This window comes from Amycolatopsis orientalis (assembly GCF_000943515.2).
Lineage (GTDB): Bacteria > Actinomycetota > Actinomycetes > Mycobacteriales > Pseudonocardiaceae > Amycolatopsis > Amycolatopsis orientalis.
Window position 1 is genome coordinate 1,273,532 of the sequence record NZ_CP016174.1, and the last position, 21,949, is coordinate 1,295,480.

Consider the following 21,949-nt stretch of genomic DNA (forward strand, 5'->3'; position numbering starts at 1 on the left):
CGACGATCCCGGCCCCGCGGACACCTCGCTCCTGCGGTCTTCATGGCGCTCAGGTGACCGGTTTCGCCCAGGGGAGCGGCCGTCCGTCCACGTCGTCGGTGAGTTCGACGCCGAGCATCGCGGAGAGGGTCGCGCCCAGGTCGACGACGTCCAGATCCGGCAGCTTCGCGCCCGGCTCGAAACCCGGCCCACTGGCGAGCAGCAGTCCGTCCGGGCGGTGGTCGCCGGTGCGCCAATGCTCGTCCGGGCCATAGACGACACCGGTTTTGGGCGACCACACCGTTTCGATCGGACCGGTACGTGCCCAGTCGATCAGCAGATCCGGCAGGGTGTCGTCGGCCTCGCGGTCGTAGTGGTCGCTGGTGCGCGAAACCTCGCGCACGACAGGCTTTCCGGTCGCGACGTTGACCAGCGAGAGCAGGTCCTCGGTCAGCCGCGCGCAGACGGCCTCGTACTCGGCGCCCGGCCGGACGACGCCATGCGGTTCGCGGCCGACGAGGTTGATCCGCACGCCGCCGAAGACGAAGTTGTTGGGGGACAGGTAGAAACGCTGCTTCGACCGCTGTTCGGCGGTCGCCCAGTTCGGTACCGCCGGCAGGGGTGCCGCGGCCAGCCGCTTGCGCAGCAAGGGCATCGCCGCGGACGCCAGTGCCGTCCTCAGTGGACCGGGTAGCGCGGAGTACGCGCGTTTGGCCAGTGTCATCGGGCCACTGCCGCGAAGCCCGCCGGACTCGACCTCGTCGAGCAGCCGCAGGATCTCGTGCAGCAGATGACTTCCCTCGTACCTGGGCCCCATGCCGTGGCTCAGTAGCACGAAGACCGTGGTGTCCGGTCCGGCCAGGGCGAGATGCTCGCCGATCGCGGTGTCGAGGCTCCGGTAGACCGAGCGGATCGGATCCAGTTCGGCGGAGAGCGCCGGGTCGTGGTCGCGGTGCGCGGGATCGTGCAGATGCCACTGCTGATGGCCGATGCTGTGGGATTCTCCGTACACCGAAAGGAAAAGATCCCAGCCGCCTTCGGCGAGCAGCTTGGTCGACACCTGGGTCTTCTGGCCGATCCCCGCGACGAGCCCGTGGGTCAGCGCGCGTTCCTCGCCGGGTGTCCGATGTGGACCTTCGCGGTGGAGGTAGTCGTCCGGGGCCCAGTCGCGGACCAGATCCGGTTCGGCGGTGAGGATCGGCGTGAGCCCGACCTCGGCCTCGATCTCCTTCGCCAGTTCCGGCGGTGAGGTGTGGAAGCCGAAATGCCTGTCGTGGCAGGCGTATTCGCTCACCATGACGCCGTTGAGCGGTTTGTCCGCGCGGGAATGCGGGACGTCGAGGACGGCGACGCGTTTGCCCGCTTCGGAAAGCGTCTCCCAGAACGGGGTGCCCCGGATTTCCAGCGGGCTGGTCAACCGCCGTTCGTAGGTCTTGGTGTCGACCTCTTCCCAGCAGTGGAACCCGGTCCGCGCGGCCGTGCGGGCGGTGAAGAAACTGCTCCACAGCGAGCCGACGAACAGGCCGTACGGGTTGTGCGTCGTCGCCGACGCGCTGCTTTCGAGCAGGCGTGCCAGCGTCGGTACTTCGCCGGCCGCGGCGAGTTCACGGATCGTGGCGGGGTCGCACGCGTCGAGGGCGACGACGAGGATCTTGGCGGGTTCGCTCACGGGGTGTCCTCGGTTCCGGAATGTTTGCGGCGGATGGCCGCGAAGTCGGTGTCGTAGGTGGGCCCGTGGGAAAGCCTGTCCTCGGACGCCGTCGAGTAGTAGCAGGAGATCGCCGGGATGACCAGGGGATCGCGGTCCGCGGTCAACGCCAGGAGCAGGTCCCAGTCGCCCATCTCGACCAAGGACTCGTCGAACCGGGCCTCGGGCAGGCCCGCGCGGTGCGCGACCGCGCCGATGTCGGCGAGATTCTCCTCCAGCAGCGTTTCCCGGTCGTATCGCCGCAGGAACAGGGTCGGCAGGCCGCCGATGTCGTCGATGACGAAACCGCCGTAGGCCGCGGTGATCTCCGGATGCCCACCGAACGCCCAGGCCAACGCCTTGAGCCACAACGGATGCATGGTGTTGTCGTCGTCGAGGTAGGCGACGACGTCGCCGGTGACCTCGGCCAGCCCCGCGTTGCGGGCGGCGCAGACCCCGCCGTGCGCGACGCGGATCGTCCGGATACGCGGGTCTTCGAGGGCGGCGAGCACCTTGGGCGTGGAATCCGCGCTGGCGTCGTCGACGATCACCAGTTCCCAGTTGAGATAACGCTGTGCCTCGACCGAAGCGATCGCGCGCGGCAGCAGCTCGGCGCGGTTGTGCGTCGGCAGGACGATCGAGATCTTCGGCGTGGCCGCGAGTTCGTGCTGATCGAGCCAGTGGGTGAAGGTGCGGACGTCACGGGCAGCTTCGAGCTGTTCGGTGCGGATGTGGAGACCGTGGAACGCGGTGTCGTGGCCGTCGAGCCAGCCGTCGAGCGCTTCCTGCCGCTCGTCGAGGGCGCGCTGCCGGGCTTCCACCGTGGTGGTGCGGGCATCGGCGTCCCGCAGCGCCCCGCCGTGGTCCTGCAGCCAGGCGGTGTGGTGCTCCAGCACTCCGCGCAGCCGCTCCAGTTCCGCGGCCTGGGCGGCGATCAGGGACCGGAGTTCGGCGATTTCGTCGTTGTCGGAGTGGCGGCGGCGGTCCAGCGCCGCCGCCACGATCCGTCTGAGGGGCCTCACCCGGTGCACCATAGTGCTATCCGGGCCCGGGATCACCAGCCAGCGGGAAGCGGGCGTCCCTCCGCGAAACCAGCGGCCGACTGGATGCCGAGCACCGCGCGCTCGTGGAACTCCTCCAGCGTCCGCGCGCCCGCGTACGTGCAGGCCGACCGGACACCGGAGCCGATGGAGTCGAGCAGATCCTCGACGCCGGGGCGAGCCGGGTCCAGGGCCATCCGCGACGCCGAGATGCCCTCTTCGAACAGACCCTTCTTCGCGCGCTCGAAGACGTTGTCAGTCCGCGTGCGGGCACCGACGGCGCGCTTCGACGCCATGCCGAACGACTCCTTGTACGGCTTGCCCTGCTCGTCGTAGCGAAGGTCACCGGGGGATTCGTGGGTACCGGCGAACCAGGAGCCGACCATCGCCGCGGACGCGCCTGCCGCGAGCGCCAGCGCGACGTCGCGCGGATGCCGCACGCCGCCGTCCGCCCAGACGTGCTTGCCGAGTTCGCGGGCCGCGGCCGCGCATTCGGCGACGGCGGAGAACTGCGGGCGGCCGACGCCGGTCATCATCCGCGTGGTGCACATGGCGCCGGGGCCGACGCCGACCTTGACGACGTCCGCGCCCGCGTGGATCAGGTCGCGGGTGCCCTCCGCGGTGACGACGTTCCCGGCGACGACCGGGACCCGCGGGTTCACCGAACGGACGGCCTTGAGCGCGGAGATCATCTTCTCCTGGTGCCCGTGCGCGGTGTCGACGACCAGCACGTCGACGCCCGCCGCGAGGACGGCTTCGGCCTTGGCCGCGACGTCGCCGTTCACGCCGATCGCGGCGGCGACGCGCAGGTTCCCGCCGTCGTCGACGGCCGGGGTGTAGATCTCCGCGCGCAGTGCCGCGATCTCGGTCAGGACACCCGCGAGCCTGCCGTTCTCGTCGATGCCGAGGGCGAGACGGCCACCGTGGTCGTGCAGGCGCTCGAAAACCTCACGCGGCGGGGTGTCCAGCGGGACCGTGACGACGGCGGGCTCCGCGACGTCGGCCAGCCGCGCGAAGCGGTCGACACCGGCGCAGGCCGCTTCGTCGACGACGCCGACGGGCTTGCCGTCCTCGTCCACCACGACGACGGCGCCGTGGGCGCGTTTGCCGACCAGGTTCAGCGCGTCGGCCACCGCGTCCCCGCCGGTCAGCACGAGCGGGGTGTCCCACACCGGGTGACGGCTCTTGACCCAGGTGACGATGTCGGCGACCGCGGCCACGTCGACGTCCTGCGGCAGGACCACGAGCCCGCCCCGCCGGGCGACCGTCTCGGCCATCCGGCGGCCCGCGACGGCGGTCATGTTGGCCACCACGATCGGGATCGTCGCACCGGTGCCGTCCACAGTGGACAGGTCGACGTCGAAGCGGGACTCCACGTCCGAACGGTTCGGCAGGAGGAACACGTCGTCGTAGGTCAGGTCGTGAGCGGGCCGATGCCCGTCGAGAAAGCGCACGAGGCCCCAGGATACCCGCGTGGGACAATGGCGGCATGACCGACCGGGACCGCGACGAAGCCGGACGAGCCCGCAACGCGCGCCCCCGGGACGGCCTCGGCAGGCCGCTCCCGTACGGCGCGGACGGGGTCGAGCGGCAGCCAGAGGGCATCGAACGGACCCCCGAGGACACCATCGCCGAGGCCCAGCGCCTGCTCGACGCGGGCCGCCCGTTTCACGCGCACGAGGTGTTCGAGGACGCGTGGAAGACCACCGGCGGACCCGACCGGGAGCTCTGGCGCGGTCTCGCGCAGCTCGCTGTCGGCTTGACCCACGTGGCCAGGGGAAACGGGAACGGCGCGGCCTCGCTGCTGGAGCGCGGCGCGGTCAACATCGAGCCGTTCCGCGAGGCGCGGCCGCACGGGATCGACGTCCCCGGGCTGCAGGCGTGGGCGCGGGCGATGGCCGACGAGGTGAAGACGCGGGCACGGGTGGAGCCGGTCGCGCCCCGGCTACTCCGCCAGCAGCGCCGAGCCTGAGCGGTACAGCTCGATCAACAGCGGCCGCAGGGCGAGTCCTGCCGGGGTGAGCTGGTCCGGCTCGGGAAGCCCGGCAGTTCCTCGCGGACGGCGAGGCCTCGCGCGGTCAGGTCGCCGAAGGACCGGGCTCCGCCCATCAGCTCACGGAGGACCAGCGTCGTCCAGTGGCCCGATTTCGCTGTCCGCATGACGCATTCACTCAGTGTGCCGTTGACCGCCGAGCCCGCCGGGCCGCGAACGGCGGGATCCTCGCGCTCGGGCAGCCCGTCAAGGTCGCTCCTCGCCAGGTGCACGTGTCCGGTGACTTGGCCTTGATGATCGTCGACTTGGTCGTCGAGGTGATCGACAACCCCTTCGGCGTCGGCACACCTTGAGTACTCGACATACCGCGAGTATGTTACTTCGAGTAGGGATACTGCTCAGTAGGTAACGGCGGGAGGAAGCGCGATGAGCGAGTCCAAGGAACTGCTGGCCCAGCCGCTCGAACTGCGGTGCGGCGCGATCCTGCCGAATCGGCTGGCCAAGGCCGCGCTGAGCGAGCAACTCGGCGATCGCCGCAACCGGCCCACCCCGGAACTGGCCGAGCTGTACCGGACGTGGTCGCGGGGCGGCGCCGGGACGCTGATCACCGGCAATGTCATGGTCGACCCCACCGCGCTCGGCGAACCGCGCAACGTCGCGGTGCCGCGGGAGCCGGACGCGACCGAGTTCAAGTCGTGGGCGCGGTCGGCCGACGGGACCGGGGCCGGGGTGTGGGTCCAGCTCAACCATCCCGGCCGCCAGAGCCCGCGATTCCTTTCCCGGCAGCCCGTCGCGCCGTCCGCGGTGCCGTTCGGCGACCGCGGTATCCGATCCGTGTTCGCGACACCGCGGGCGCTCACCGGCGACGAGATCGAAGCGATCATCGACCGCTTCGGCGTGGCCGCGCGCACGGTCGTCGACGCCGGGTTCGACGGCGTCCAGATCCACGGCGCGCACGGCTACCTCGTCTCGCAGTTCCTGTCGCCGCTCACCAACCAGCGCACCGACGGCTGGGGTGGCGACGCCCTGCGGCGGCGCCGGTTCCTGCTCGAAGTGGTCGCCCGCGTGCGTGCCGAGGTCGGCGACTCCGTGCCGGTCGCGGTCAAGCTCAACAGCGCGGACTTCCAGCGCGGTGGTTTCAGCGAGGAGGAATCGCTCGAAGTCGTCCGCGAACTCGGGGAAGCGGGGATCGACCTGCTGGAGGTCTCCGGCGGCACTTACGAGAAGGCGGCCATGATGGGCCCCGGCCGGGCGAGCACCGCCAGCCGTGAGGCCTACTTCCTCGACTACGCCGCGAAAGCCCGGCAGCTCACCGACGTCGCGCTGATGGTCACCGGCGGTTTCACCAGCCCGGACGGCATGGCGGCCGCGCTGCGGTCCGGCGCGCTCGACGTCGTCGGCCTCGGCAGGCCGCTGATCGTCGACCCGGGACTGCCAGGGCGGCTGCTGCGCGGCGAGGACGTCCGCGCCGAGCGCGAGGCCCCGCGGACCGGGATCCGGCTGGCCGACAGCCTGCTCGAAATCCAGTGGCACACCCAGCAGATGCACCGGGTCGCCGCCGGGAAACCGGTGGACCGGCGGCTCGGCGCGGTGCGGACGCTAGTACGTGCCGGCGTCGCGGATCCGCTCAACGCCTTCCGCCGGGTCCGCGGCTAGTTCGTCCTCGGCGAAGTCTTCGGGCTCGTCGCGGCGGGTGAAGGTGCGGTCGAAGCCGACCGCGGCCGCCGCGAGCCCGGTGAACAGCACGCCGATCAGCACGCAGTTGAAGGCGACCCCGCCGTAGCCGTTGATGCCGGGGTCGACGAACGGGTACGGATAGAACCCGATGAACGCGCCGCGCACCAGCGTGACCGCGAGCCAGCCCAGCGGGTACAGCAGCGACCACCCCAGTACCCGCCACGACAGCTGGCCGCGCGGCCCGAACAGCAGCCAGCCCGCGACGCACATCAGGGGTGACACCTTGTGCAGCATCGTGTCGGCGAAGGCGGCCCAGCCGTGCAGGTCGTAGAGGTCGGCCAGCGCCACCTGGAAGACGACGCCGGTCACGGTGATGCCGACGAGACCGGTGAGCCGCAGCACGCCGGACAGCGTCGACCGGCCCGCGACGCCGAGCGCGAGCAGCAGCCCGCCGACGCCGACCAGGATGTTCGAGTCGATGGTGAAGAAGGCCAGCAGGTTGGCCACCCGTCCGGCCGGGGTCTGGAAGGTGCCGCCCGTGGTGCCCGCCGAGACCGGGATCTGAGCGGCGAGACCGGCGATCACCACCAGCGCTGTCGCGCCGAACCAGGCACGCGCGATCTTGGAAGCCTGCATTTCGCCTACTTTATGGGTGACCGGGCGGGAACGTCCCGTCACCACCGCAAGTCGCCACTCGATCGGGGCGGGCCGCCGCCGGGGAATCCCGCTCGACGGGTCATATCGTGGAGGCGATGGACGTCGAGCGGGAGCCGGGGCGCCGCGGGCGGGTCGCCCGTGGACCGGCGGAGGACAGCGGACCCGTCGCCGGGTTCGCGCGGCGGCTCTGGGAACTCAAACGGGCCGCGGGCGACCCTTCCTACGACCGCATGCGCGACGAGTACGGCGCGCTCGCTTCGAAGTCCGCGCTTTCCGCCGCCGCGCGCGGACGGCATCTGCCCAGTTGGGAGACGTCCTGGGAGTTCGTGCGCGTGCTCGCCGTCGGGGTGCTGGGCGATGACGAGGACGAGGTCCGCCACACCTGGCGCGGCGAATGGGAACGCGCGCGTGACGCGCTGACCGCCGGTCCCGTGCCCGAACCCGCTCCCGAACGCGCGCGGCGGACGGCGTTCGTGCTCGCGGGGGCCGTGGCGCTGGTCCTCGCAGCGGCGTTGGTGCTGGTTTTCGTCAATCCTTTCGGGCCCGCGTCGCCCTCGGTTCCCGTCGGTGACGCGTCCGAATTCGTCGCCGACGTGACCGTGCCCGATGGCAGCGAGGTGCGGGCCGGGTCGGCGTTCGTGAAGACGTGGGAACTGCGCAACGCGGGAACGGTCGGATGGGTCGGCCGCTATCTCGTCCGCGCCGGCTCGTTCGGCAATCCGGGCGAATGCGTCACGCCCGAACGCGTGCCGGTACCGCAGACGGCGCCCGGCGAGCATGTGCGGGTCTCGGTCGACGTCCGCGCGCCCGAGAACCCCGGGCATTGCCAGGTCTATTGGAAGATGGCGGACGAGCAGGGCCACATCCTGCTGCCGCACGCCCGCGCGGTGTACTTCTCGGTCCGCGTCATTTGACCATCCGGCCCGATGGCCAAAGCGCTGACCTGCGTGGACGTTCTTTCAATGGCCATGGCCATTTCCTGGTCGCGATTCGCTTCCCGAGTGATCACGGACGCCCTTAACGTCATCGGCGTCCGGAATTCCGGATGGGGATTTTCCGAAACACTCTCACATTAATTGCGGAAAGGGAATCCATGCGTCCGTATGTCAAGGTCGCCGCGTTGGCCGGGACAGCGCTCACCGTCGCGCTCCTGCCGGTGACCGCCGCGCAGGCGGCGCCGTCGTCCGCCTCGGGCAGTGATCCGATCATTACCTGTGAATCCGGCTATCACGGCTGGATGCGCCGGGCCGGGAAGGACGCGATCTGCCTGAAGCCGGGCACGCGTACCTGGGACGTCAAGGTCTTCGAATGCGCCGGGGATCTGACCGTCCACTTCAAGAACGGCCAGAAGGCCTACTGCGGCGGGAACATGAAGATCGGCCTCGACCTCGCCGTCCAGTCCAATGTCGTCAAGACCGTTGTGGGGAACCGATGAAGAAGAAGCTGTTCGCCGTCGTCCCGGTCGCCCTGGCCGGCACCCTGCTGATGGCACCGTCCGCTTCGGCGGCGTCGAAGGTCTGTGAGGGCGGGCCGCTGATGGGCGCGTCGACCAAGGTCGTCGAGGTGAGCGCGGGGCAGAGCATCGACATCACCGTGCACAACCACGACTACCGGGGAATGCTCGTCCAGATCATCGACGACGTCTTCGACAAGGGCATCTGGAGCGGGGCCATCGCGCCCGGCAAGGAGCGCACGGTGAAGCACGGCGTGCTCGGGGAGCCGCCGGTCTATCACAAGATCCGGTTCGAGGTGACCTCCAACCTCTCGAACAACTACACGTACCGGATCTCCTCGGACCGCTGCTACTGATGCGTTTCGTCCTCTGATCGCGGTACTTGCACGCGCAAGGAACGCGATCAGAGGACGAAACGCGGGTTCTAAGGCTTGAGGAGGCCCCGGACGGTGTCGATCGTGTCGGCGTCGCCGGCCTCCTTGTCGGGCCGGTACCGCACGACGCGCGCGAACCGCAGCGCCAGCCCGCCCGGATACCGCGTGCTCACCTGGGCCCCGTCGAGTTCGATCTCGACGACGATCTCCGGCCGGACGTGCACCGTCCAATCCGTGCGGTGTGTCTCGATCTCCTGGAACGTCTTCGTCTGCCAGGCCAGCAGCTCGTCGGTCATCCCCTTGAACGTCTTGCCGACCATGATCGGCGGCCCGCCGTCGGGGTCACGCGCGCCGAGATGCAGATTCGACAGCGTGCCGGTGCGCCTGCCGTGTCCCCATTCCGCGGCGAGTACGACCAGGTCGATCGTGTGCACCGGCTTCACCTTGAGCCACGCCCGCCCACGACGGCCCGCCGCGTACGGCGACGCGAGGTCCTTGACCATCACGCCCTCGTGCCCGGCGGCCATCGCCGCTTCCAGCACCCCTTCGGCCGAGGCGGGCGCGATCTCGCCGGGGATGACGTGCTCCCCGGCGACCTTGCGCAGAGCCTCGTTCCGTTCGGACAGTGGCGCGTCCAGCAGGTCGACGCCGTCGAGATGCAGGCAGTCGAAGAAGTACGGCCGCAGCAGCAACGCCTTGACCTGCTCCTCGCGCGTGCTGCCGAACCGGCTCATCGTCTCCTGGAACGGCCTCGGCCTGCCGTCGTCGGTCAGTGCCAGCGTCTCGCCGTCGAGCACCACCGACGTGCAGGGCAGGGAGCGCACGAGTTCCACCAGTTCGGCGACGCTGCCGGTGATCTCCCGCAGTGTCCTGGTGTAGACGTGCACCTCGTCGCCGTCGCGGTGGACCTGGATCCGCGCGCCGTCCATCTTGTACTCGACCAGCGCTTCGGCATGTTCGGTGATCGCCTCGTCCAGCGACTCCGCCGGCGACGCCAGCATCGGCCGGATGGGCCTGCCCAAGGCCAGCTTGAACTCCGCCAACCGCTCCTTGCCGCCTGTCATCGCCGCCAGGCCTGTCACCGGGAGCTGCCCGGACAGCATGAACGCCCGCCGGACGTCTTCGGCCGGGATCTCCGACGCCGCCGCGATGGCGTCGACCATGATCCCTTCGAGCGCGCCCTGCCGCAGCTCGCCGGTGAGCAGCCGGAACAGGAACTCCTGCTCGGCCTTGGTCAGCTTGGTGAACAGCGCCCGCAACGTCTCCGCGCGCAGCTTCACCGAGCCCGAACCGGACGCCGCCCCCACCGTGCCGAGTGCCGTGTCGACCTCCGCCACGGTCAACGACGGCTCGGCGGCCGGAGCCGCGTTCAGCTCGGCCAGCGTCCGCCACCCGGTGCCGATCCGGCCCTGCGTCGGCTGCCCGGTGAGGAACGCGACCACGGCGGGAAGCTCCAGCTCGTCGGCGGCGCGCAGCAGCGCGGCCAGGGTGGCGATCTTCGCCTTCCTGGACCTCGTGGCGGCCAGTTCGGCCGAAGCGGTCACCACCGCGGTGAGCAACATGGGTCCATCATGACCCGGGGCACCGACAGTTTCGCGGTGAAGCGCGTGCCGGGCGGTCAGGCGTGCGCGGGTGGTGACCGGGTCGCTGGCTTTGAGCCGCCGGCTTCAAGGACTTCGGGAAGGTGTGGAGGTCGAGTTTCCTCAGCTGAGCCGCGTGAAGGGGGCTTCATGCGCCGCTGTTGCGCCCGGTGGTGCTGAGTTTCTCAAAGCCAGCGCGGAGACGAAACAGGGCGCGGTTGATGAAGGATTTGGGACGTTCGACGTCCCAGCTCCTTCATCAACGAGGTGAGAAATGGAGGAGCCGAGAGGTTCACCGTCCCGAACCCCACTCCCGGCCACACCAGTAGGTCAGCAAATACAAGTCCCTCAAGGAGCCCTCCCGGCCTCCCGCTGAGAAAGGGCGATCAGGCGTGCGCGGGATCGGCGACCCAGCTCGCGAGCAGGCCGAGCGCCCGTTCGCTGTCGGAGCCGGGCTCGGCGGTGTAGATCACCAGGGCCTGGTCCGGATCGTCCGGCAGCCGCAGCGTCTCGTAGCGCAGCCGGAGTTCACCCACGATCGGATTGATCATCACCTTCCACGCGTGCGCCTTCTCGCGCACGGTGTGCTTCGCCCACAGTTTCCGGAACTCCTCGCTGCCCAGGGAGAGTTCGCCGACGAGCTGCGCGAGGTACGGGTCGTCCGGGTACTTCCCGCTCTCGGATCGCAGGTTCGCCACGACCTCCTTCGCCACGGTCTCCCACTCCGGATGCATTTCCCGCGCGTTCTCGTCGAGGAAGAACATCTTCGGGATGTTGCGCTCGCCGGGGCCGCAGGCGGCGAAGTCGAACGACAGCGCCCCGCCGAGCGAATTCCAGGCCAGCACGTCCAGATAGCGGCCGAAGACGAACGCGGGTGAGTGGAGGGCGTTCAGCATCGTCTGCAGTTCCGGCCGGACGCGCTGTGCCCGCGGCCGCGCGAGGCGTTTGCGTTTCGGCGCGGCGAGATTGCGGAGGTAGGTCTCCTCGTCGCGGTGCAGCCGAAGCGCCCGGCTCAGCGATTCGAGGACCGAATCGGAGACGTTGCGCGCCCGGCCCTGTTCGAGCCGCGTGTAGTAGTCGACGCTGATCCCGGCCAGCTGCGCCAGCTCCTCGCGCCGCAGCCCGGCGACCCGCCGCTGGTTGAACCCCGTCGGCAGGCCGAGGTCGGCCGGGTCCAGCGCGGCCCTGCGTGCCTTGAGGAATTCGCCCAGTTCGGCCGTGTCGCTCATGCCGTCGAGTATCCCGGACCCCGCCGGGTGCGTGCCTGGTCCTGACAGACCCAGGCTGTGCCTAGCCCTGCGGTGGGACGACCAGATCCGCGCAGGACTTCTCGTCGGGCAGGAGGGGGCGGAAGACGACGAGCCAGGTCGTTTCCGCGGTCCGCCATCGCGTCCCGGCGGTGGCGGACCGCGCCAGCTTCTCGGCCTCGCGCACGGCTTCTCCTTCGACGACGACGCAGAGACCGCCGTCGACGTGTCGAGTACCGGTGAAGGGCGCGAAGGGCCACGGCCGCACATCGGAAGTCTCGGGATGCTGAGAGGACGCCCAGGCGATAGCGGCCAGCCGGGTCGGCCGGTAGGTGCCGGCGGCCTCAGTGGCGCCCTTCGCGACCTCGGCCAGGTCTTCCCGGAAATCGGCGAGTTCCTCAAGCCTGCCACCGGATTCGCGCTCCGGGGTGGAGGCGCGGACCTGATGTCCGCCGTACAGCGTGAAGACGAGCAGATAGCCATCGATCACGTCGTTGGGCACGTATTCGTCGCGGTCGAGGTCGGCGTCGTAAGCCGCGTCGTAGACGCTTCTCGCCGCCTCGTCGTCCAGGTGTTTCTCGCGGACGACCTGCAAGGCCCCCTCGGATTCACCGGGAACGAGCAGCCTCCCGCCGCCGTAGAGACTGAATTCGGGCAGCAGCGCGGGTTTCGGGCTCGGCATGCCGACGTGGGTCTTGGCACGCAAGAGCAGCGTGCCCGGATCCGACGGTGGCGGCGGCCCACCACCGCAGGCGGCCACCAGCACGAACAACGGCATGAAAACGATCCCCAGGCGCATACCCCGGAGACGGAAACCGCGCCGGTTCCGGTTGCGCCGATTTATGGTCCTGTCACTCCGCCGCGATCTGGCCCTGTGCTTCGGACCAAAACGCCGACATCGTGAAGGCATGGACAGCGAACGAAGAAGTGTGACGGTCGGCGTACTGGGGGTGCTGATCGTCGGCGCGTCCGTGCCGGTGACGGGAATGCTCGACGGTTACCCGGTGATCACCGGACAGGCGCTGCGCTACGCGCTGGCGGGGGTGCTCCTGCTGGGGTGGGCGCGGCTGCTCGGACGTCCGATGCCGCTGCCCGCGCTGCGCGACGTGCCGTCGCTGATCGCCGTCGCGGCGACCGGGATGATCGGTTTCCAGGCGTGCCTGCTGTTCGCGCAGCGCTACGCCGAACCCGGCCTGGTCGCCGCGTTCCTCGGTGGCACGCCGCTCGTGCTCGCGATCGCCGCCCCGCTGGCGGCGGGGCGGCGGCCGTCGCTCGACACGGTGACCGGCGCGATCCTCGCGGGACTCGGGATCGCGGTGCTCTCCGGTGGCGGCGCGGCACGGTGGCAGGGACTGGTGCTGGCGGCGTTGGCGATGGTGTGCGAGGCGCTGTTCACGCTGCTGGCCGTCGGCCTGCTTGACCGGCTCGGGCCGATGGCGACCGCGACCTGGAGCTGCTGCGTCGCGGGCGTCGGCGGCGCCGTGGCGGGCACGATCGCCGATCCGTCCGGCGCGTGGGCGTTGCCGGACGGGCGGGAACTGATCGCGCTGGGCTACCTGACGATCGTCGTCACGACGCTGGCGTTCGTGCTCTGGTACTCGGCGGTTTCGGTGCTGGGCGCCGACCGGGCGGGGGTCTTGGTCGGGCTGATGCCGGTCGCGGGGCTCACCGTCTCCTTGGCGCTGGGAATGCAGGATTTCCGTTTCTCCCAGCTGATCGGGGTCGCGCTGGTGTCTTCAGGCGTCGTGATCGGCCTGCGCCGCCGCGAGGTCGGTGAGCCGGGCGCACTTGACGTCGAAGTGATTGACGACGTCACCGCCGATGATCCCGACCATGACCGCGCGCAGCGGCCCGGCGAACGTGACCTCCTGGACGAATTCCGTCCCGCCGCCGACCGCGGTGAGCCTCAGCGTGAGATCCATGGCGCCGAAGGGGATCGGCTGGCGGAAGGCGATCTCGCGGTGCTGGGCCAGCGACGTGATGGTGAACGGCTCGGCGACCCGTGAGTGCAACCGGCCGCGGAATCCGGTCGGTACGAGGAAACCGGTCGATCCCACCTCGGCGGGACCGTGCAGTTCGACGCTGACGAGGTCGGGGTCCCACTCGGGCCACCGGGTGAAATCGGCCAGCGGCGCCCAGAGCGCGGACGGCGGGCAGGGAAGGATTTCGCGGGAGGTTCTGGTCCAGGTCATACCCGGACGATATACGGAACTGTCAGTCTCGTAAACTGGCTCCATGGTGCGAGGCAGGCCGAGGGAAGAAGGAATCGACGACGCGGTCCGCGAGGCCGTGCGGGCGCTGCTGACCGAAACCGGTTACCAGCGCTGCACGATCGACGCCGTCGCGGCGCGGGCGGGGGTCGGCAAGGCCGCGGTCTACCGGCGGTGGCGGTCCAAGGCGGAACTCGTGTTCACCGCGGTGATCCATCCGGAAGACCTCGAACCACCGGAGGACACCGGTTCGCTGCGGGGCGACGTGGCGGCGGTGCTCGCCGTGATCCAGTCCTCTTTGGACGGTGTGGAACTGCGGAAGGCGTTGCCCTCACTGCTCGCCGACGTCAGGGCGGATCCGGTGCTGGAAGAACGGTTCGCGGAGGTCTTCCTCGGTCGTGAACGTGGTTTTTTGGTCCAAATGCTGGATCGGGCCGTCGCGAGAGGGGAACTCTCGCGACGGCCCGATCCAGCGCTCGTGCACGCCCTGCTGCTCGGTCCGGTGCTGACCTGGCTGCACCTGTTCACCGAGTCGCCGCCGTCGGAGGGGCTGGCGGCTTCGCTCGCCTCACCGCTCCACGCGGCCGTGGTCGCTCTCGGTGCTTAACGGCCTCCGCGCGCCATCCGAAGCACGTCGAGCGCTTCGTCCAGCTGGGCCTCGGTGAGCTTGCCGTTCGCGACGTGACCGCGTTCGAGCACGACCTCGCGGATCGTCTTCAGCTCCTTGAGCGCCTGCTTCGCGATGGCGGCGGCCTCTTCGTAGCCGATGTACTTATTGAGCGGCGTCACGATCGACGGCGAACCCTCGGCGTACTCGCGCGCGCGGTCGGCGTTCACCGTCACGCCCGCGAACACCTTGTCCGCCAGCAGCCGCGAAACCGCCGCGAGCAACCGCGCCGATTCGAGCACGTTGCGCGCGATCACCGGCAGGTTCACGTTGAGCTGGAAGTTGCCCGCCGCGCCGGCGAAGGCGACCGCGGCGTCGTTCCCGATCACCTGGGCGACCACCTGCAGCGTCGCCTCCGGGATCACCGGGTTCACCTTGCCCGGCATGATCGAGGAGCCCGGCTGCAGATCCGGCAGCGCGAGTTCGGCGAGCCCGGTGCGCGGGCCGGAACCCAGCCAGCGCAGGTCGTTCGCGATCTTGTTCAGGGACACGGCGACGGTGCGCAGATGCCCGGACGTCTCGACGACGCTGTCCTGCGTCGCCTGCGCCTCGAAGTGGTCGCGCGCCTCGGTCAGCGGAAGGCCGGTCACCGAAGCCAGCTCCTGCGAGACAGCGGCGCCGAACCCCTCCGGCGCGTTCAGCCCGGAACCGACCGCGGTGCCGCCGATCGGCAGTTCACCGAGCCGTGGCAGGCCCGAACGCAGCCGCTCGACACCGAACCGGACCTGTGACGCCCACGCGCCCGCCTCCTGGCCGAAGGTGATCGGGACGGCGTCCATCAGGTGCGTACGGCCGGATTTCACGATGTCCGCCCACTCGGCCGCTCGCGTCTCGATCGCGGCGGCCAGGTACTCCAGCGCCGGGATGACGTCGGACAGCACGGCTTCCGTCGCGGCGACGTGGATCGTCGTCGGGAAGGTGTCGTTCGAGGACTGCGAGGCGTTGACGTGGTCGTTCGGATGCACGTCGCGGCCCAGCGCCCTCGACGCGAGTGTCGCGATGACCTCGTTGGCGTTCATGTTCGACGAGGTCCCGGAACCGGTCTGGAACACGTCGATCGGGAAATGCGCGTCGTGCTTGCCCTCGGCGACCTCGTCGGCGGCCTTCGCGATGGCCTCGGCGACGTCGGTGTCCAGCACACCGAGCTTCGCGTTGACCCGCGCGGCGGCCGCCTTGAGCAGGCCGAGCGCGCGGATCTGGGCGCGCTCCAGGCCCCGGCCGGAGATCGGGAAGTTCTCGACGGCGCGCTGCGTCTGCGCGCGGTAGAGGGCGTCGACGGGGACGCGCACCTCGCCCATGGTGTCGTGTTCGATCCGGAATTCCTGTTCAGCCATGTCTCAAGTTTCGCGCAGGGACACCAGGCGCGCTCCGTGTCTTTCGGCACGCGAGGGCTAGGATCGATTGTGTTCTCGATCACGCCGCCCACCACCGGCCGGGAGAGTGCCGAATGAGCGAGTCCGCTGGGGAAACGTCGTACGACCTCGTCATCATCGGGGCAGGTCCGACTGGTCTGTTCGCCGCCTATTACGCGGGATTCCGCGGTCTTTCGATGGCCGTCGTGGATTCATTGCCGGAGGCGGGCGGGCAGGTCACCGCGATGTACCCCGAAAAGATGATCTACGACGTCGGCGGATTCGCGGAGGTCCGTGGCCGGGATCTGGTGCAGGGCCTGCTCGATCAGGCGGCGCCGTGGAAACCCGCGTATCTGCTCGGGCGCAAGGCCGAAAAACTCGAAAGCGTCGAAGACGGCGTCACCATCACGCTCGACGGCGGACAGGTCCTGCGCGCGGGCGCGGTGCTGATCACCGCCGGGATCGGCGAGTTCACTCCGCGTCCGCTGCCCGCCGGGGACGGCTGGCTCGGCCGCGGCATGGTCCATTTCGTGCCGTCGCTGCAGGCGCACGCCGGTCAGCACGTGGTCGTCGTCGGCGGCGGGGACTCGGCTTTCGACTGGGTGCTCGCCCTGCACCCGGTCGCCGCGAGCGTCACCCTCGTGCACCGGCGCGCGAAGTTCCGCGCCGCCGAATCGATCGTGCGGCAGGTGCGGGAACTCGGCGTGCGGATCATCACCGACGCCGAGGTCACCCGGTTCCTCGACCGCGACGGCACCCTGGCGGAGGTGGAGGTCCAGGTCAAAGACGCCGAACCCGAGGTGCTGCCCGCAGATTCGGTGGTCGCCGCGCTCGGCTTCACCGCGGATCTGGGGCCGATCGAAAGCTGGGGGCTGCGGATCGACCACCGCGCGATCGCGGTCGACTCGACCATGGCGACAGCGAGGGAACGCGTCTACGCGGCGGGTGACGTCGCGGCGTATCCGGGGAAGGTGAAGCTGATCGCGACCGGGTTCGGCGAGGCGGCGACGGCGGTCAACAACATCGCGGTGCTGCTGGACCCGGACGCGCACCTGTTCCCCGGGCACTCGAGCAACGCGGAGTAGCGCGCGGGCCAGGCTGGTCGTGAGTGGTAAGTGTCGTTCTAACGGCACTTACCACTCACGACCACCTGGACCCACTGCCCATCGCGCGCCTTTCCTGGACGCTTCTCCGGTCCCCCTATTCGTCCGTGAGCTGCGGAGTTCGGCCGAGATTCCGTGGCGGGGCTGAAGGGCGCTTTCCCCGCATGCGACGCGGGGAAAGCGCCCTTCGCCGCGTGAGATGAGGGCAAGGGCCCCTTCACCGCATCTAGTGAGTGTTATGAACGGAACTTTAATTGCAAAATTTGCAATGAAAGTCCCGTTCATAACATCTCTCAAGCAGGCGGAGTGGGCGGAGCGGGCACCGGAGGCGCGGTCTTCTCCGCGATCCACTGCGCGTAAGCCACCACCGAAGTAGCGATCGAAGGCGAAGTGGCGCAGACCGGGTCAGCGTTGCCCGGACGGCTGATCGTCCCCAGCAGGACCCACTTCTCGTCGACCTTCGCGATCTCCGGCCCACCGGAATCGCCGTAGCACGAACCCGACTTCCCGCCCGGATTGTCGGTGCACAACTCGACGGCGCCGTCGAATTTCGCGGTACAGCGCACGCCTTCGACGATCTTCGTGTCCAGTTGCTGCAGTTTCGCCGTGCCCTTGCCACAGCCCGAGGTCGGGCAGGTCTGGCCCCAGCCGAGCAGCCGCGTCGGCGTCCCCGGCGCGACGATGGTCCCGATCGGGATCGGGGCGGTCTTCACCGGAGCGGCCAGCCGCACCAGCGCGAGATCGCCGCCCGCGTGTTCGGGCGCCGGGTTGTAGGCCGGGTTCACCACGATCTCGGCGAGTTTCGCGATTTCGCCGCCGGTGGTGTTGTCGTTGCTGCCGATCCGCGCGCTCAGATTCGCCGCGTTCTTGCCCTCGACACAGTGCCCGGCCGTCACCAGCCACTCCGCCGTGATCAGCGCCCCGGCGCAGAAAGCCTTACCGGAGGCCGAATGCAGCGAAACGACGAACGGATACGGCTCGTCGGCCTCTCTGCCGCCGACGAGGTCGCCCGCGCCCGTGGCCTGCCCGACCGGCGTCAAGACCATCGCCGCCAGCAGGACCACGAGCACGCGCTTCAGCACGGATTCTCCTTAGGGGAGCGGGGGAACGACGTCGTCTTCCAGTGAATCGTCGAGGTGGCCGTCGAAGTTGACGGACGAGTACGAGCGGAGCTTGGTCAGCCGGTGGTAGCCGTCGATCATCCGGACCGTGCCGGACTTCGACCGCATCACGATCGACTGGGTCGTCGCGCCGCCCGCGCGGTAGTGCACGCCGCGCAGCAGGTCGCCGTCGGTGACGCCGGTGGCGCAGAAGAAGACGTTGTCGCCGCGGACGAGATCGTCGTTCCCGAGGACGCGATCGAGGTCGTGGCCCGCGGCCAGCGCCTTCTCGCGCTCGGCGTCGTCCTTCGGCCACAGGCGGCCCTGCAGTTCGCCGCCGAGGCACTTCATCGCGCAGGCCGCGATGATGCCTTCCGGGGTACCGCCGATACCGAGCAGCATGTCGACGCCGGTGGTCGGCCGGGCCGCGGCGATCGCGCCGGCGACATCGCCGTCGGAGATGAAGCGGATCCGGGCGCCCGCGTCGCGGACCTCCTTGATCAGCCGCTCGTGGCGCGGCCGGTCGAGGATGCACACGGTGACGTCGGAAACGCTGGAGTTCTTGGCCTTCGCGACCCGGCGGATGTTCTCCGCGACCGGGGCGGCCAGGTCGACCTTGCCGGCGGCGTCCGGGCCGACGGCGAGCTTCTCCATGTAGAACACCGCGGACGGGTCGAACATCGCGCCGCGTTCGGCGACGGCGAGCACGGCCAGCGCGTTCGGCATGCCCTTCGCCATCAGGGTCGTGCCGTCGACCGGGTCGACCGCGACGTCGCAGTCCGGTCCGTCGCCGTTGCCGACCTCTTCCCCGTTGAACAGCATCGGGGCTTCGTCCTTCTCGCCCTCGCCGATGACGACCACGCCGCGCATCGACACGGTCGAGACCAGCTGGCGCATCGCGTCCACGGCGGCGCCGTCCCCGCCGATCTTGTCCCCGCGCCCCACCCAGCGGCCCGCGGCCATCGCGGCGGCTTCGGTCACGCGGACCAATTCCATCGCGAGGTTGCGATCGGGCGCTTCAGGGCGTCGAGAAGAGCCGGCGGACGAGGTGGGGGTGGGCATGAGGCCTCCCGGGTCAGGGAACTCGGCGGGGTCCCAGTCTCTCAGATACCCACGGTCCGGCGGCGACCTGAGAGCATGGTGAACGTCACTGACCGTCGCCGGTCTCTTCCTCCACCGACGACAGGGCGGCCTCGATCCGCTCGCGCGCGCCTTCGAGATGGTGCTCACAGACCTTCGCCAGCTGCTCGCCCTTCTCCCACAGGGCGAGCGACTGCTCCAGGGACAGCCCGCCCGCCTCCAGCTCGCGGACGACCTCGACCAGCCTGTCGCGGGCCTGCTCGTAGCCGAGTTCGGCGGTCTCGCCACCGGGTTTGCTCACGCTGTGCTTCCTTCTACCGGACGTCGGTGCTTGCCGATACCCGCGCACACTACCGCGCCGGCCATGGCGTTGTCGTAACCCACGAAGGCGAGAGCGAACTCCTGACCGTCACCCTCCGCGATCGCCGTGACGAGGTTCTCCTGGGCCCGCGCCACCCGTTTGCGGTGCCCGGCCCCGTCCGCGAACCACCAACGGGTGCCGACGTGCTCGGCCGTGGCCTCCGACAGTTTGCGCAACCGGGCGTCGAGATCCCGTTTGGTCGAGAACTCACAGCCCGCCAGCAAGACCGTCCAGCATTCGGCGGCCGCCCGGTCGGTCAGGAGTGCGTGGCGCAGCACCTCGGGGGCGTCCGCGCGCTTCGCGGCATCGACGGTCAAAGGCAGGAAACTCGCCGTCAACGATCCTCCTCCGGTCCGTCCGAGACGACGGCGCCGATCGCGCCGTCGACCACCCGGACGCGCAGTTTCGCGCCGCCCGCGATTTCGGAGACGGACCGGAGTACCTGGAGGTTGCCTTCGGCGTCGGTGTACTGCACCACCGCGTAACCACGTTCGAGGGTCGCCGCCGGGCCGAGCGCGGTCAGCCGCGCGCGGGCGCTGGCGATCTCCGCCTGGTCCTTGGCGAGCAGGGTGAGCATCGCGCGGCGCCCGCGTTCGCGGTGGATCTCGACGTCGTCGGAACGCCGCTGGACCGGGCCGAGCGGGTCGGCGAGCACGGGACGGCTGCGCATCTGGTTCAGCAGCCTGACCTGCGTGTCCACCCAGCCGTGCAGGGCGCGGCGCCCGCGGTCGCGCATCTGGCGGACCCGCTGGGTCTCCTCGCGGACGTCGGGCACGATCCGCTTGCTGGCGTCGGTCGGCGTCGAGCAGCGGAGGTCGGCGACGTGGTCGAGCAGCGGGGTGTCCGGCTCGTGCCCGATGGCGCTGACCACCGGGGTCCCCGCCGCCGACACCGCGCGGCACAACGCCTCGTCGGAGAACGGCAGGAGGTCTTCCACGCTGCCGCCGCCCCGCGCGATCACGATGACGTCGACGTCGGGGTCACGGTCCAGTTTGGACAGTGCCTGCAGGATCTGCGGTACCGCGAGCGAACCCTGCACGGCGGTGTTGATCACCTTGAACGCGACATGCGGCCAGCGTGCCTGCGCGTTCACCAGCACGTCGCGCTCGGCGGCGGACGCGCGGCCGGTGATCAGGCCGATCCCCTTGGGCAGGAACGGGAGTTTGCGCTTGCGCTCCGGCGCGAACAGGCCCTCGGCGGCAAGCAGCCGTCGCAGCCGCTCGATCCGCGCGAGCAGTTCGCCGATGCCGACCGCGCGGATCTCGTTGGCGCGCAGGCTCAGCGAACCGCGGTTCATGAAGAACGTCGGTTTCGCGTGCACCACGACGCTCGCGCCCTCGCGCAGCGGCGGTTCGATCGTGCGCAGCAGGCCCATCGGGCAGGTCACCGACATCGAGACGTCCGCCGACGGATCGCGCAGCGTCAGGAAGGCGGTGTTGGTGCCCGGCCGGGCCGAGATCTGCGTGACCTGGCCTTCCACCCAGACGGCGCCGAGCCGGTTGATCCATTCGCCGACCTTGCGGGCGACCGTGCGGACCGGCCACGGGTTCTCGGCGGTGGTGGACGGACCCGCCGCGACGGAGGTGGGTTCGGCGCTCACTGGCCTTCCGCGCCGTCGCCGTCGGCCTTCTTCACGTTCCCGATCCGGCGCGCGAGCATGCCGACGAACGACGCCCTGTCCGCGTTCGCGCGTTCGTAGGCCAGCAGTTCCTCCAGCTGTGCCAGGTCGAACCGGCGCAGGCGGGCCCTCAGCTGCGGCAGGGTGAGCGTGTCGTAGTCGCTCAGCCCGGCGGGGCCGGAGGTTACGGGGGCACCCACGCTGTCGAACTCGCCGTCGGCGTGGTCCTCGGCGAGCGCGCGCTCCTCCTCGGCCCAGGGGTCTTCGGTGAGCGCTTCGAGGTCGTGGAGGCGGCCATTGGTCTCGGCGCGCGGCTCGGGGACCTCGGCGTCCTCGTGCAGCGGGATCACGCACGAGTCGCGTTCATAGCGGCGTTCGCCGAGGTCGGGCGGCAGGTCCTCGTCGAAGGTGGCCCAGCTGGGCGTGTCCTCGACCGGACGGAGGCCCGACAGCGCGTCGTCGCCCTTGATCGCGAGCTCGGTGACGTGCTGCTGCACACGCATGGAGAACTGGAGCACCTGGCTGACCACCGTGACGGGGAGCCCGGTGAGCTGCTTGGGAAGTTCGCGAACCCGCTCGGCGGTGGTGACGGCGAGGCCCGCGGCGACCCGGAGGGGGAGCGGGAGAGGCTTCATACGTCTAGCCTGCCGTATCTGGTCCATCCTGCCCAACCGAACGGGTGGGTCGGCTCACAGGACGTGACTCCACGCACATACTTTAGAGGGGATCGCAGGTCACCTGAACGTGAGTGCGAGGTGCCCCCGGGGCAGC

The 21,949-nt window shown here is 69.9% G+C and carries 23 protein-coding genes and 1 pseudogene; 8 read left to right on the top strand and 16 right to left on the bottom strand.

The features are described from left to right. Window positions 1-49 precede the first annotated feature (49 nt). Genes SD37_RS06200 through guaB1 form a run of 3 tightly spaced genes read right to left on the bottom strand, consistent with a single transcriptional unit; the run spans window position 50 to window position 4,160 of the window. A complete protein-coding gene (locus tag SD37_RS06200; protein ID WP_044852238.1) occupies window positions 50-1,648 on the bottom strand; it encodes an alkaline phosphatase family protein in 1,599 nt (532 codons plus the stop codon). Then, on the bottom strand, window positions 1,645-2,688 hold the full coding sequence (locus tag SD37_RS06205; protein WP_236725280.1) for a glycosyltransferase family 2 protein: 1,044 nt from the start codon (window positions 2,686-2,688) through the stop codon (window positions 1,645-1,647). Before SD37_RS06205 ends, SD37_RS06200 begins: the two co-directional genes overlap by 4 nt. A gap of 32 nt (window positions 2,689-2,720) precedes the next feature. Beyond that, window positions 2,721-4,160 carry a GMP reductase gene (guaB1, locus tag SD37_RS06210; protein WP_044852239.1) on the bottom strand — a complete coding sequence of 480 codons (1,440 nt, stop codon included), beginning with the start codon at window positions 4,158-4,160 and terminating at the stop codon, window positions 2,721-2,723. Window positions 4,161-4,195: 35 nt separating this feature from the next. On the opposite strand from guaB1, the gene SD37_RS06215 reads away from it, so the two are divergent. Then, on the top strand, window positions 4,196-4,678 hold the full coding sequence (locus SD37_RS06215; protein ID WP_044852240.1) for a DUF309 domain-containing protein: 483 nt from the start codon (window positions 4,196-4,198) through the stop codon (window positions 4,676-4,678). Between the two features lie 14 nt (window positions 4,679-4,692). Here the strand turns inward: SD37_RS06215 and SD37_RS43595 are convergent, their stop codons facing one another. Beyond that, window positions 4,693-4,971, bottom strand: coding sequence for a hypothetical protein (locus SD37_RS43595; protein ID WP_052674995.1), 279 nt, complete (start codon window positions 4,969-4,971; stop codon window positions 4,693-4,695). 154 nt (window positions 4,972-5,125) lie between these two features. Here SD37_RS43595 and SD37_RS06225 point away from each other — a divergent pair, with 154 nt between their 5' ends. After that, window positions 5,126-6,355, top strand: a complete 1,230-nt coding sequence (locus SD37_RS06225; RefSeq protein ID WP_044852241.1) for an NADH:flavin oxidoreductase/NADH oxidase family protein — start codon at window positions 5,126-5,128, stop codon at window positions 6,353-6,355. Here the strand turns inward: SD37_RS06225 and SD37_RS06230 are convergent. Further along, window positions 6,299-7,012, bottom strand: a complete 714-nt coding sequence (locus SD37_RS06230) for a Pr6Pr family membrane protein (RefSeq protein ID WP_044852242.1) — start codon at window positions 7,010-7,012, stop codon at window positions 6,299-6,301. The genes SD37_RS06225 and SD37_RS06230 overlap by 57 nt on opposite strands. A 116-nt stretch (window positions 7,013-7,128) precedes the next feature. Between SD37_RS06230 and SD37_RS06235 the strand changes: the two genes are divergently transcribed. The 3 genes from SD37_RS06235 to SD37_RS06245 all read left to right on the top strand — a co-directional run bounded on the left by SD37_RS06235 (window position 7,129) and on the right by SD37_RS06245 (window position 8,842). Then, a complete protein-coding gene (locus tag SD37_RS06235; protein ID WP_044852243.1) occupies window positions 7,129-7,947 on the top strand; it encodes an NBR1-Ig-like domain-containing protein in 819 nt (272 codons plus the stop codon). A gap of 179 nt (window positions 7,948-8,126) precedes the next feature. Further along, window positions 8,127-8,468 (top strand): hypothetical protein, encoded by a 342-nt coding sequence (locus SD37_RS06240; RefSeq protein ID WP_044852244.1) that lies wholly within the window; start codon window positions 8,127-8,129, stop codon window positions 8,466-8,468. Beyond that, the gene (locus SD37_RS06245; protein ID WP_044852245.1) at window positions 8,465-8,842 is read left to right on the top strand and encodes a hypothetical protein; all 378 of its coding nucleotides are present in this window, start codon (window positions 8,465-8,467) and stop codon (window positions 8,840-8,842) included. Before SD37_RS06240 ends, SD37_RS06245 begins: the two co-directional genes overlap by 4 nt. A gap of 68 nt (window positions 8,843-8,910) precedes the next feature. On the opposite strand, the gene SD37_RS06250 is transcribed toward SD37_RS06245, so the two are convergent. From SD37_RS06250 to SD37_RS06260, 3 genes are all read right to left on the bottom strand, one after another. Then, entirely contained in the window at window positions 8,911-10,422 is a 1,512-nt protein-coding gene (locus SD37_RS06250) for an ATP-dependent DNA ligase (RefSeq protein WP_044852246.1), read from the bottom strand. Between the two features lie 404 nt (window positions 10,423-10,826). After that, window positions 10,827-11,669, bottom strand: a complete 843-nt coding sequence (locus SD37_RS06255) for a helix-turn-helix transcriptional regulator (protein WP_044852247.1) — start codon at window positions 11,667-11,669, stop codon at window positions 10,827-10,829. A gap of 61 nt (window positions 11,670-11,730) precedes the next feature. Next, window positions 11,731-12,465 carry a hypothetical protein gene (locus SD37_RS06260; RefSeq protein ID WP_044852248.1) on the bottom strand — a complete coding sequence of 245 codons (735 nt, stop codon included), beginning with the start codon at window positions 12,463-12,465 and terminating at the stop codon, window positions 11,731-11,733. Between the two features lie 130 nt (window positions 12,466-12,595). Here SD37_RS06260 and SD37_RS06265 point away from each other — a divergent pair, with 130 nt between their 5' ends. Beyond that, window positions 12,596-13,693 carry a DMT family transporter gene (locus SD37_RS06265; RefSeq protein WP_044852249.1) on the top strand — a complete coding sequence of 366 codons (1,098 nt, stop codon included), beginning with the start codon at window positions 12,596-12,598 and terminating at the stop codon, window positions 13,691-13,693. On the opposite strand, the pseudogene SD37_RS44260 reads toward SD37_RS06265, so the two are convergent. Beyond that, window positions 13,577-13,924, bottom strand: a pseudogene (locus SD37_RS44260) (SRPBCC family protein); the annotation flags it as partial. The gene SD37_RS06265 and the pseudogene SD37_RS44260 overlap by 117 nt on opposite strands. Between SD37_RS44260 and SD37_RS06270 the strand changes: the two are divergent. Then, window positions 13,923-14,504, top strand: a complete 582-nt coding sequence (locus SD37_RS06270; protein WP_044852250.1) for a TetR/AcrR family transcriptional regulator — start codon at window positions 13,923-13,925, stop codon at window positions 14,502-14,504. The pseudogene SD37_RS44260 and the gene SD37_RS06270 sit on opposite strands and share 2 nt — an antisense overlap. Here SD37_RS06270 and SD37_RS06275 read toward each other — a convergent pair. Then, window positions 14,501-15,898: a class II fumarate hydratase gene (locus tag SD37_RS06275; RefSeq protein ID WP_037306504.1), complete on the bottom strand. Its 1,398-nt coding sequence runs from the start codon at window positions 15,896-15,898 to the stop codon at window positions 14,501-14,503. The genes SD37_RS06270 and SD37_RS06275 overlap by 4 nt on opposite strands. Window positions 15,899-16,011: 113 nt before the next feature. On the opposite strand from SD37_RS06275, the gene SD37_RS06280 reads away from it, so the two are divergent. Then, window positions 16,012-17,001, top strand: coding sequence for an NAD(P)/FAD-dependent oxidoreductase (locus SD37_RS06280; RefSeq protein ID WP_044852251.1), 990 nt, complete (start codon window positions 16,012-16,014; stop codon window positions 16,999-17,001). A 311-nt stretch (window positions 17,002-17,312) separates the two neighbouring features. On the opposite strand, the gene SD37_RS06285 is transcribed toward SD37_RS06280, so the two are convergent. From SD37_RS06285 to SD37_RS06310, 6 genes are all read right to left on the bottom strand, one after another. Then, window positions 17,313-18,101 carry a S1 family peptidase gene (locus SD37_RS06285; RefSeq protein WP_044852252.1) on the bottom strand — a complete coding sequence of 263 codons (789 nt, stop codon included), beginning with the start codon at window positions 18,099-18,101 and terminating at the stop codon, window positions 17,313-17,315. Between the two features lie 9 nt (window positions 18,102-18,110). Continuing rightward, window positions 18,111-19,181 (bottom strand): class II fructose-bisphosphatase, encoded by a 1,071-nt coding sequence (gene glpX, locus SD37_RS06290; RefSeq protein WP_037306507.1) that lies wholly within the window; start codon window positions 19,179-19,181, stop codon window positions 18,111-18,113. A gap of 85 nt (window positions 19,182-19,266) precedes the next feature. Continuing rightward, complete coding sequence (locus tag SD37_RS06295; RefSeq protein WP_037306508.1) at window positions 19,267-19,500, bottom strand: exodeoxyribonuclease VII small subunit; 234 nt, start codon at window positions 19,498-19,500, stop codon at window positions 19,267-19,269. Then, complete coding sequence (locus SD37_RS06300; protein WP_044852253.1) at window positions 19,497-19,898, bottom strand: hypothetical protein; 402 nt, start codon at window positions 19,896-19,898, stop codon at window positions 19,497-19,499. The genes SD37_RS06295 and SD37_RS06300 overlap by 4 nt, the downstream gene beginning before the upstream one ends. Then, window positions 19,895-21,160: an exodeoxyribonuclease VII large subunit gene (gene xseA, locus SD37_RS06305; RefSeq protein WP_044852254.1), complete on the bottom strand. Its 1,266-nt coding sequence runs from the start codon at window positions 21,158-21,160 to the stop codon at window positions 19,895-19,897. Before xseA ends, SD37_RS06300 begins: the two co-directional genes overlap by 4 nt. After that, window positions 21,157-21,813 carry a lipid droplet-associated protein gene (locus SD37_RS06310; RefSeq protein ID WP_044852255.1) on the bottom strand — a complete coding sequence of 219 codons (657 nt, stop codon included), beginning with the start codon at window positions 21,811-21,813 and terminating at the stop codon, window positions 21,157-21,159. The genes xseA and SD37_RS06310 overlap by 4 nt, the downstream gene beginning before the upstream one ends. Between the last annotated feature and the right edge of the window lie 136 nt (window positions 21,814-21,949).

Excerpts from the sequence above, each read along its gene's own strand:
- SD37_RS06215 (WP_044852240.1), top strand. The coding sequence starts at position 4,196 with ATGACCGACCGGGACCGCGACGAAGCCGGACGAGCCCGCAACGCGCGC.
- SD37_RS06225 (WP_044852241.1), top strand. The coding sequence starts at position 5,126 with ATGAGCGAGTCCAAGGAACTGCTGGCCCAGCCGCTCGAACTGCGGTGC.
- SD37_RS06230 (WP_044852242.1), bottom strand. The coding sequence starts at position 7,012 with ATGCAGGCTTCCAAGATCGCGCGTGCCTGGTTCGGCGCGACAGCGCTG.
- SD37_RS06235 (WP_044852243.1), top strand. The coding sequence starts at position 7,129 with ATGGACGTCGAGCGGGAGCCGGGGCGCCGCGGGCGGGTCGCCCGTGGA.
- SD37_RS06240 (WP_044852244.1), top strand. The coding sequence starts at position 8,127 with ATGCGTCCGTATGTCAAGGTCGCCGCGTTGGCCGGGACAGCGCTCACC.
- SD37_RS06245 (WP_044852245.1), top strand. The coding sequence starts at position 8,465 with ATGAAGAAGAAGCTGTTCGCCGTCGTCCCGGTCGCCCTGGCCGGCACC.
- SD37_RS06250 (WP_044852246.1), bottom strand. The coding sequence starts at position 10,422 with ATGTTGCTCACCGCGGTGGTGACCGCTTCGGCCGAACTGGCCGCCACG.
- SD37_RS06255 (WP_044852247.1), bottom strand. The coding sequence starts at position 11,669 with ATGAGCGACACGGCCGAACTGGGCGAATTCCTCAAGGCACGCAGGGCC.
- SD37_RS06260 (WP_044852248.1), bottom strand. The coding sequence starts at position 12,465 with ATGCCGTTGTTCGTGCTGGTGGCCGCCTGCGGTGGTGGGCCGCCGCCA.
- SD37_RS06265 (WP_044852249.1), top strand. The coding sequence starts at position 12,596 with ATGGACAGCGAACGAAGAAGTGTGACGGTCGGCGTACTGGGGGTGCTG.
- SD37_RS06270 (WP_044852250.1), top strand. The coding sequence starts at position 13,923 with ATGGTGCGAGGCAGGCCGAGGGAAGAAGGAATCGACGACGCGGTCCGC.
- SD37_RS06275 (WP_037306504.1), bottom strand. The coding sequence starts at position 15,898 with ATGGCTGAACAGGAATTCCGGATCGAACACGACACCATGGGCGAGGTG.
- SD37_RS06280 (WP_044852251.1), top strand. The coding sequence starts at position 16,012 with ATGAGCGAGTCCGCTGGGGAAACGTCGTACGACCTCGTCATCATCGGG.
- glpX (WP_037306507.1), bottom strand. The coding sequence starts at position 19,181 with ATGCCCACCCCCACCTCGTCCGCCGGCTCTTCTCGACGCCCTGAAGCG.
- SD37_RS06310 (WP_044852255.1), bottom strand. The coding sequence starts at position 21,813 with ATGAAGCCTCTCCCGCTCCCCCTCCGGGTCGCCGCGGGCCTCGCCGTC.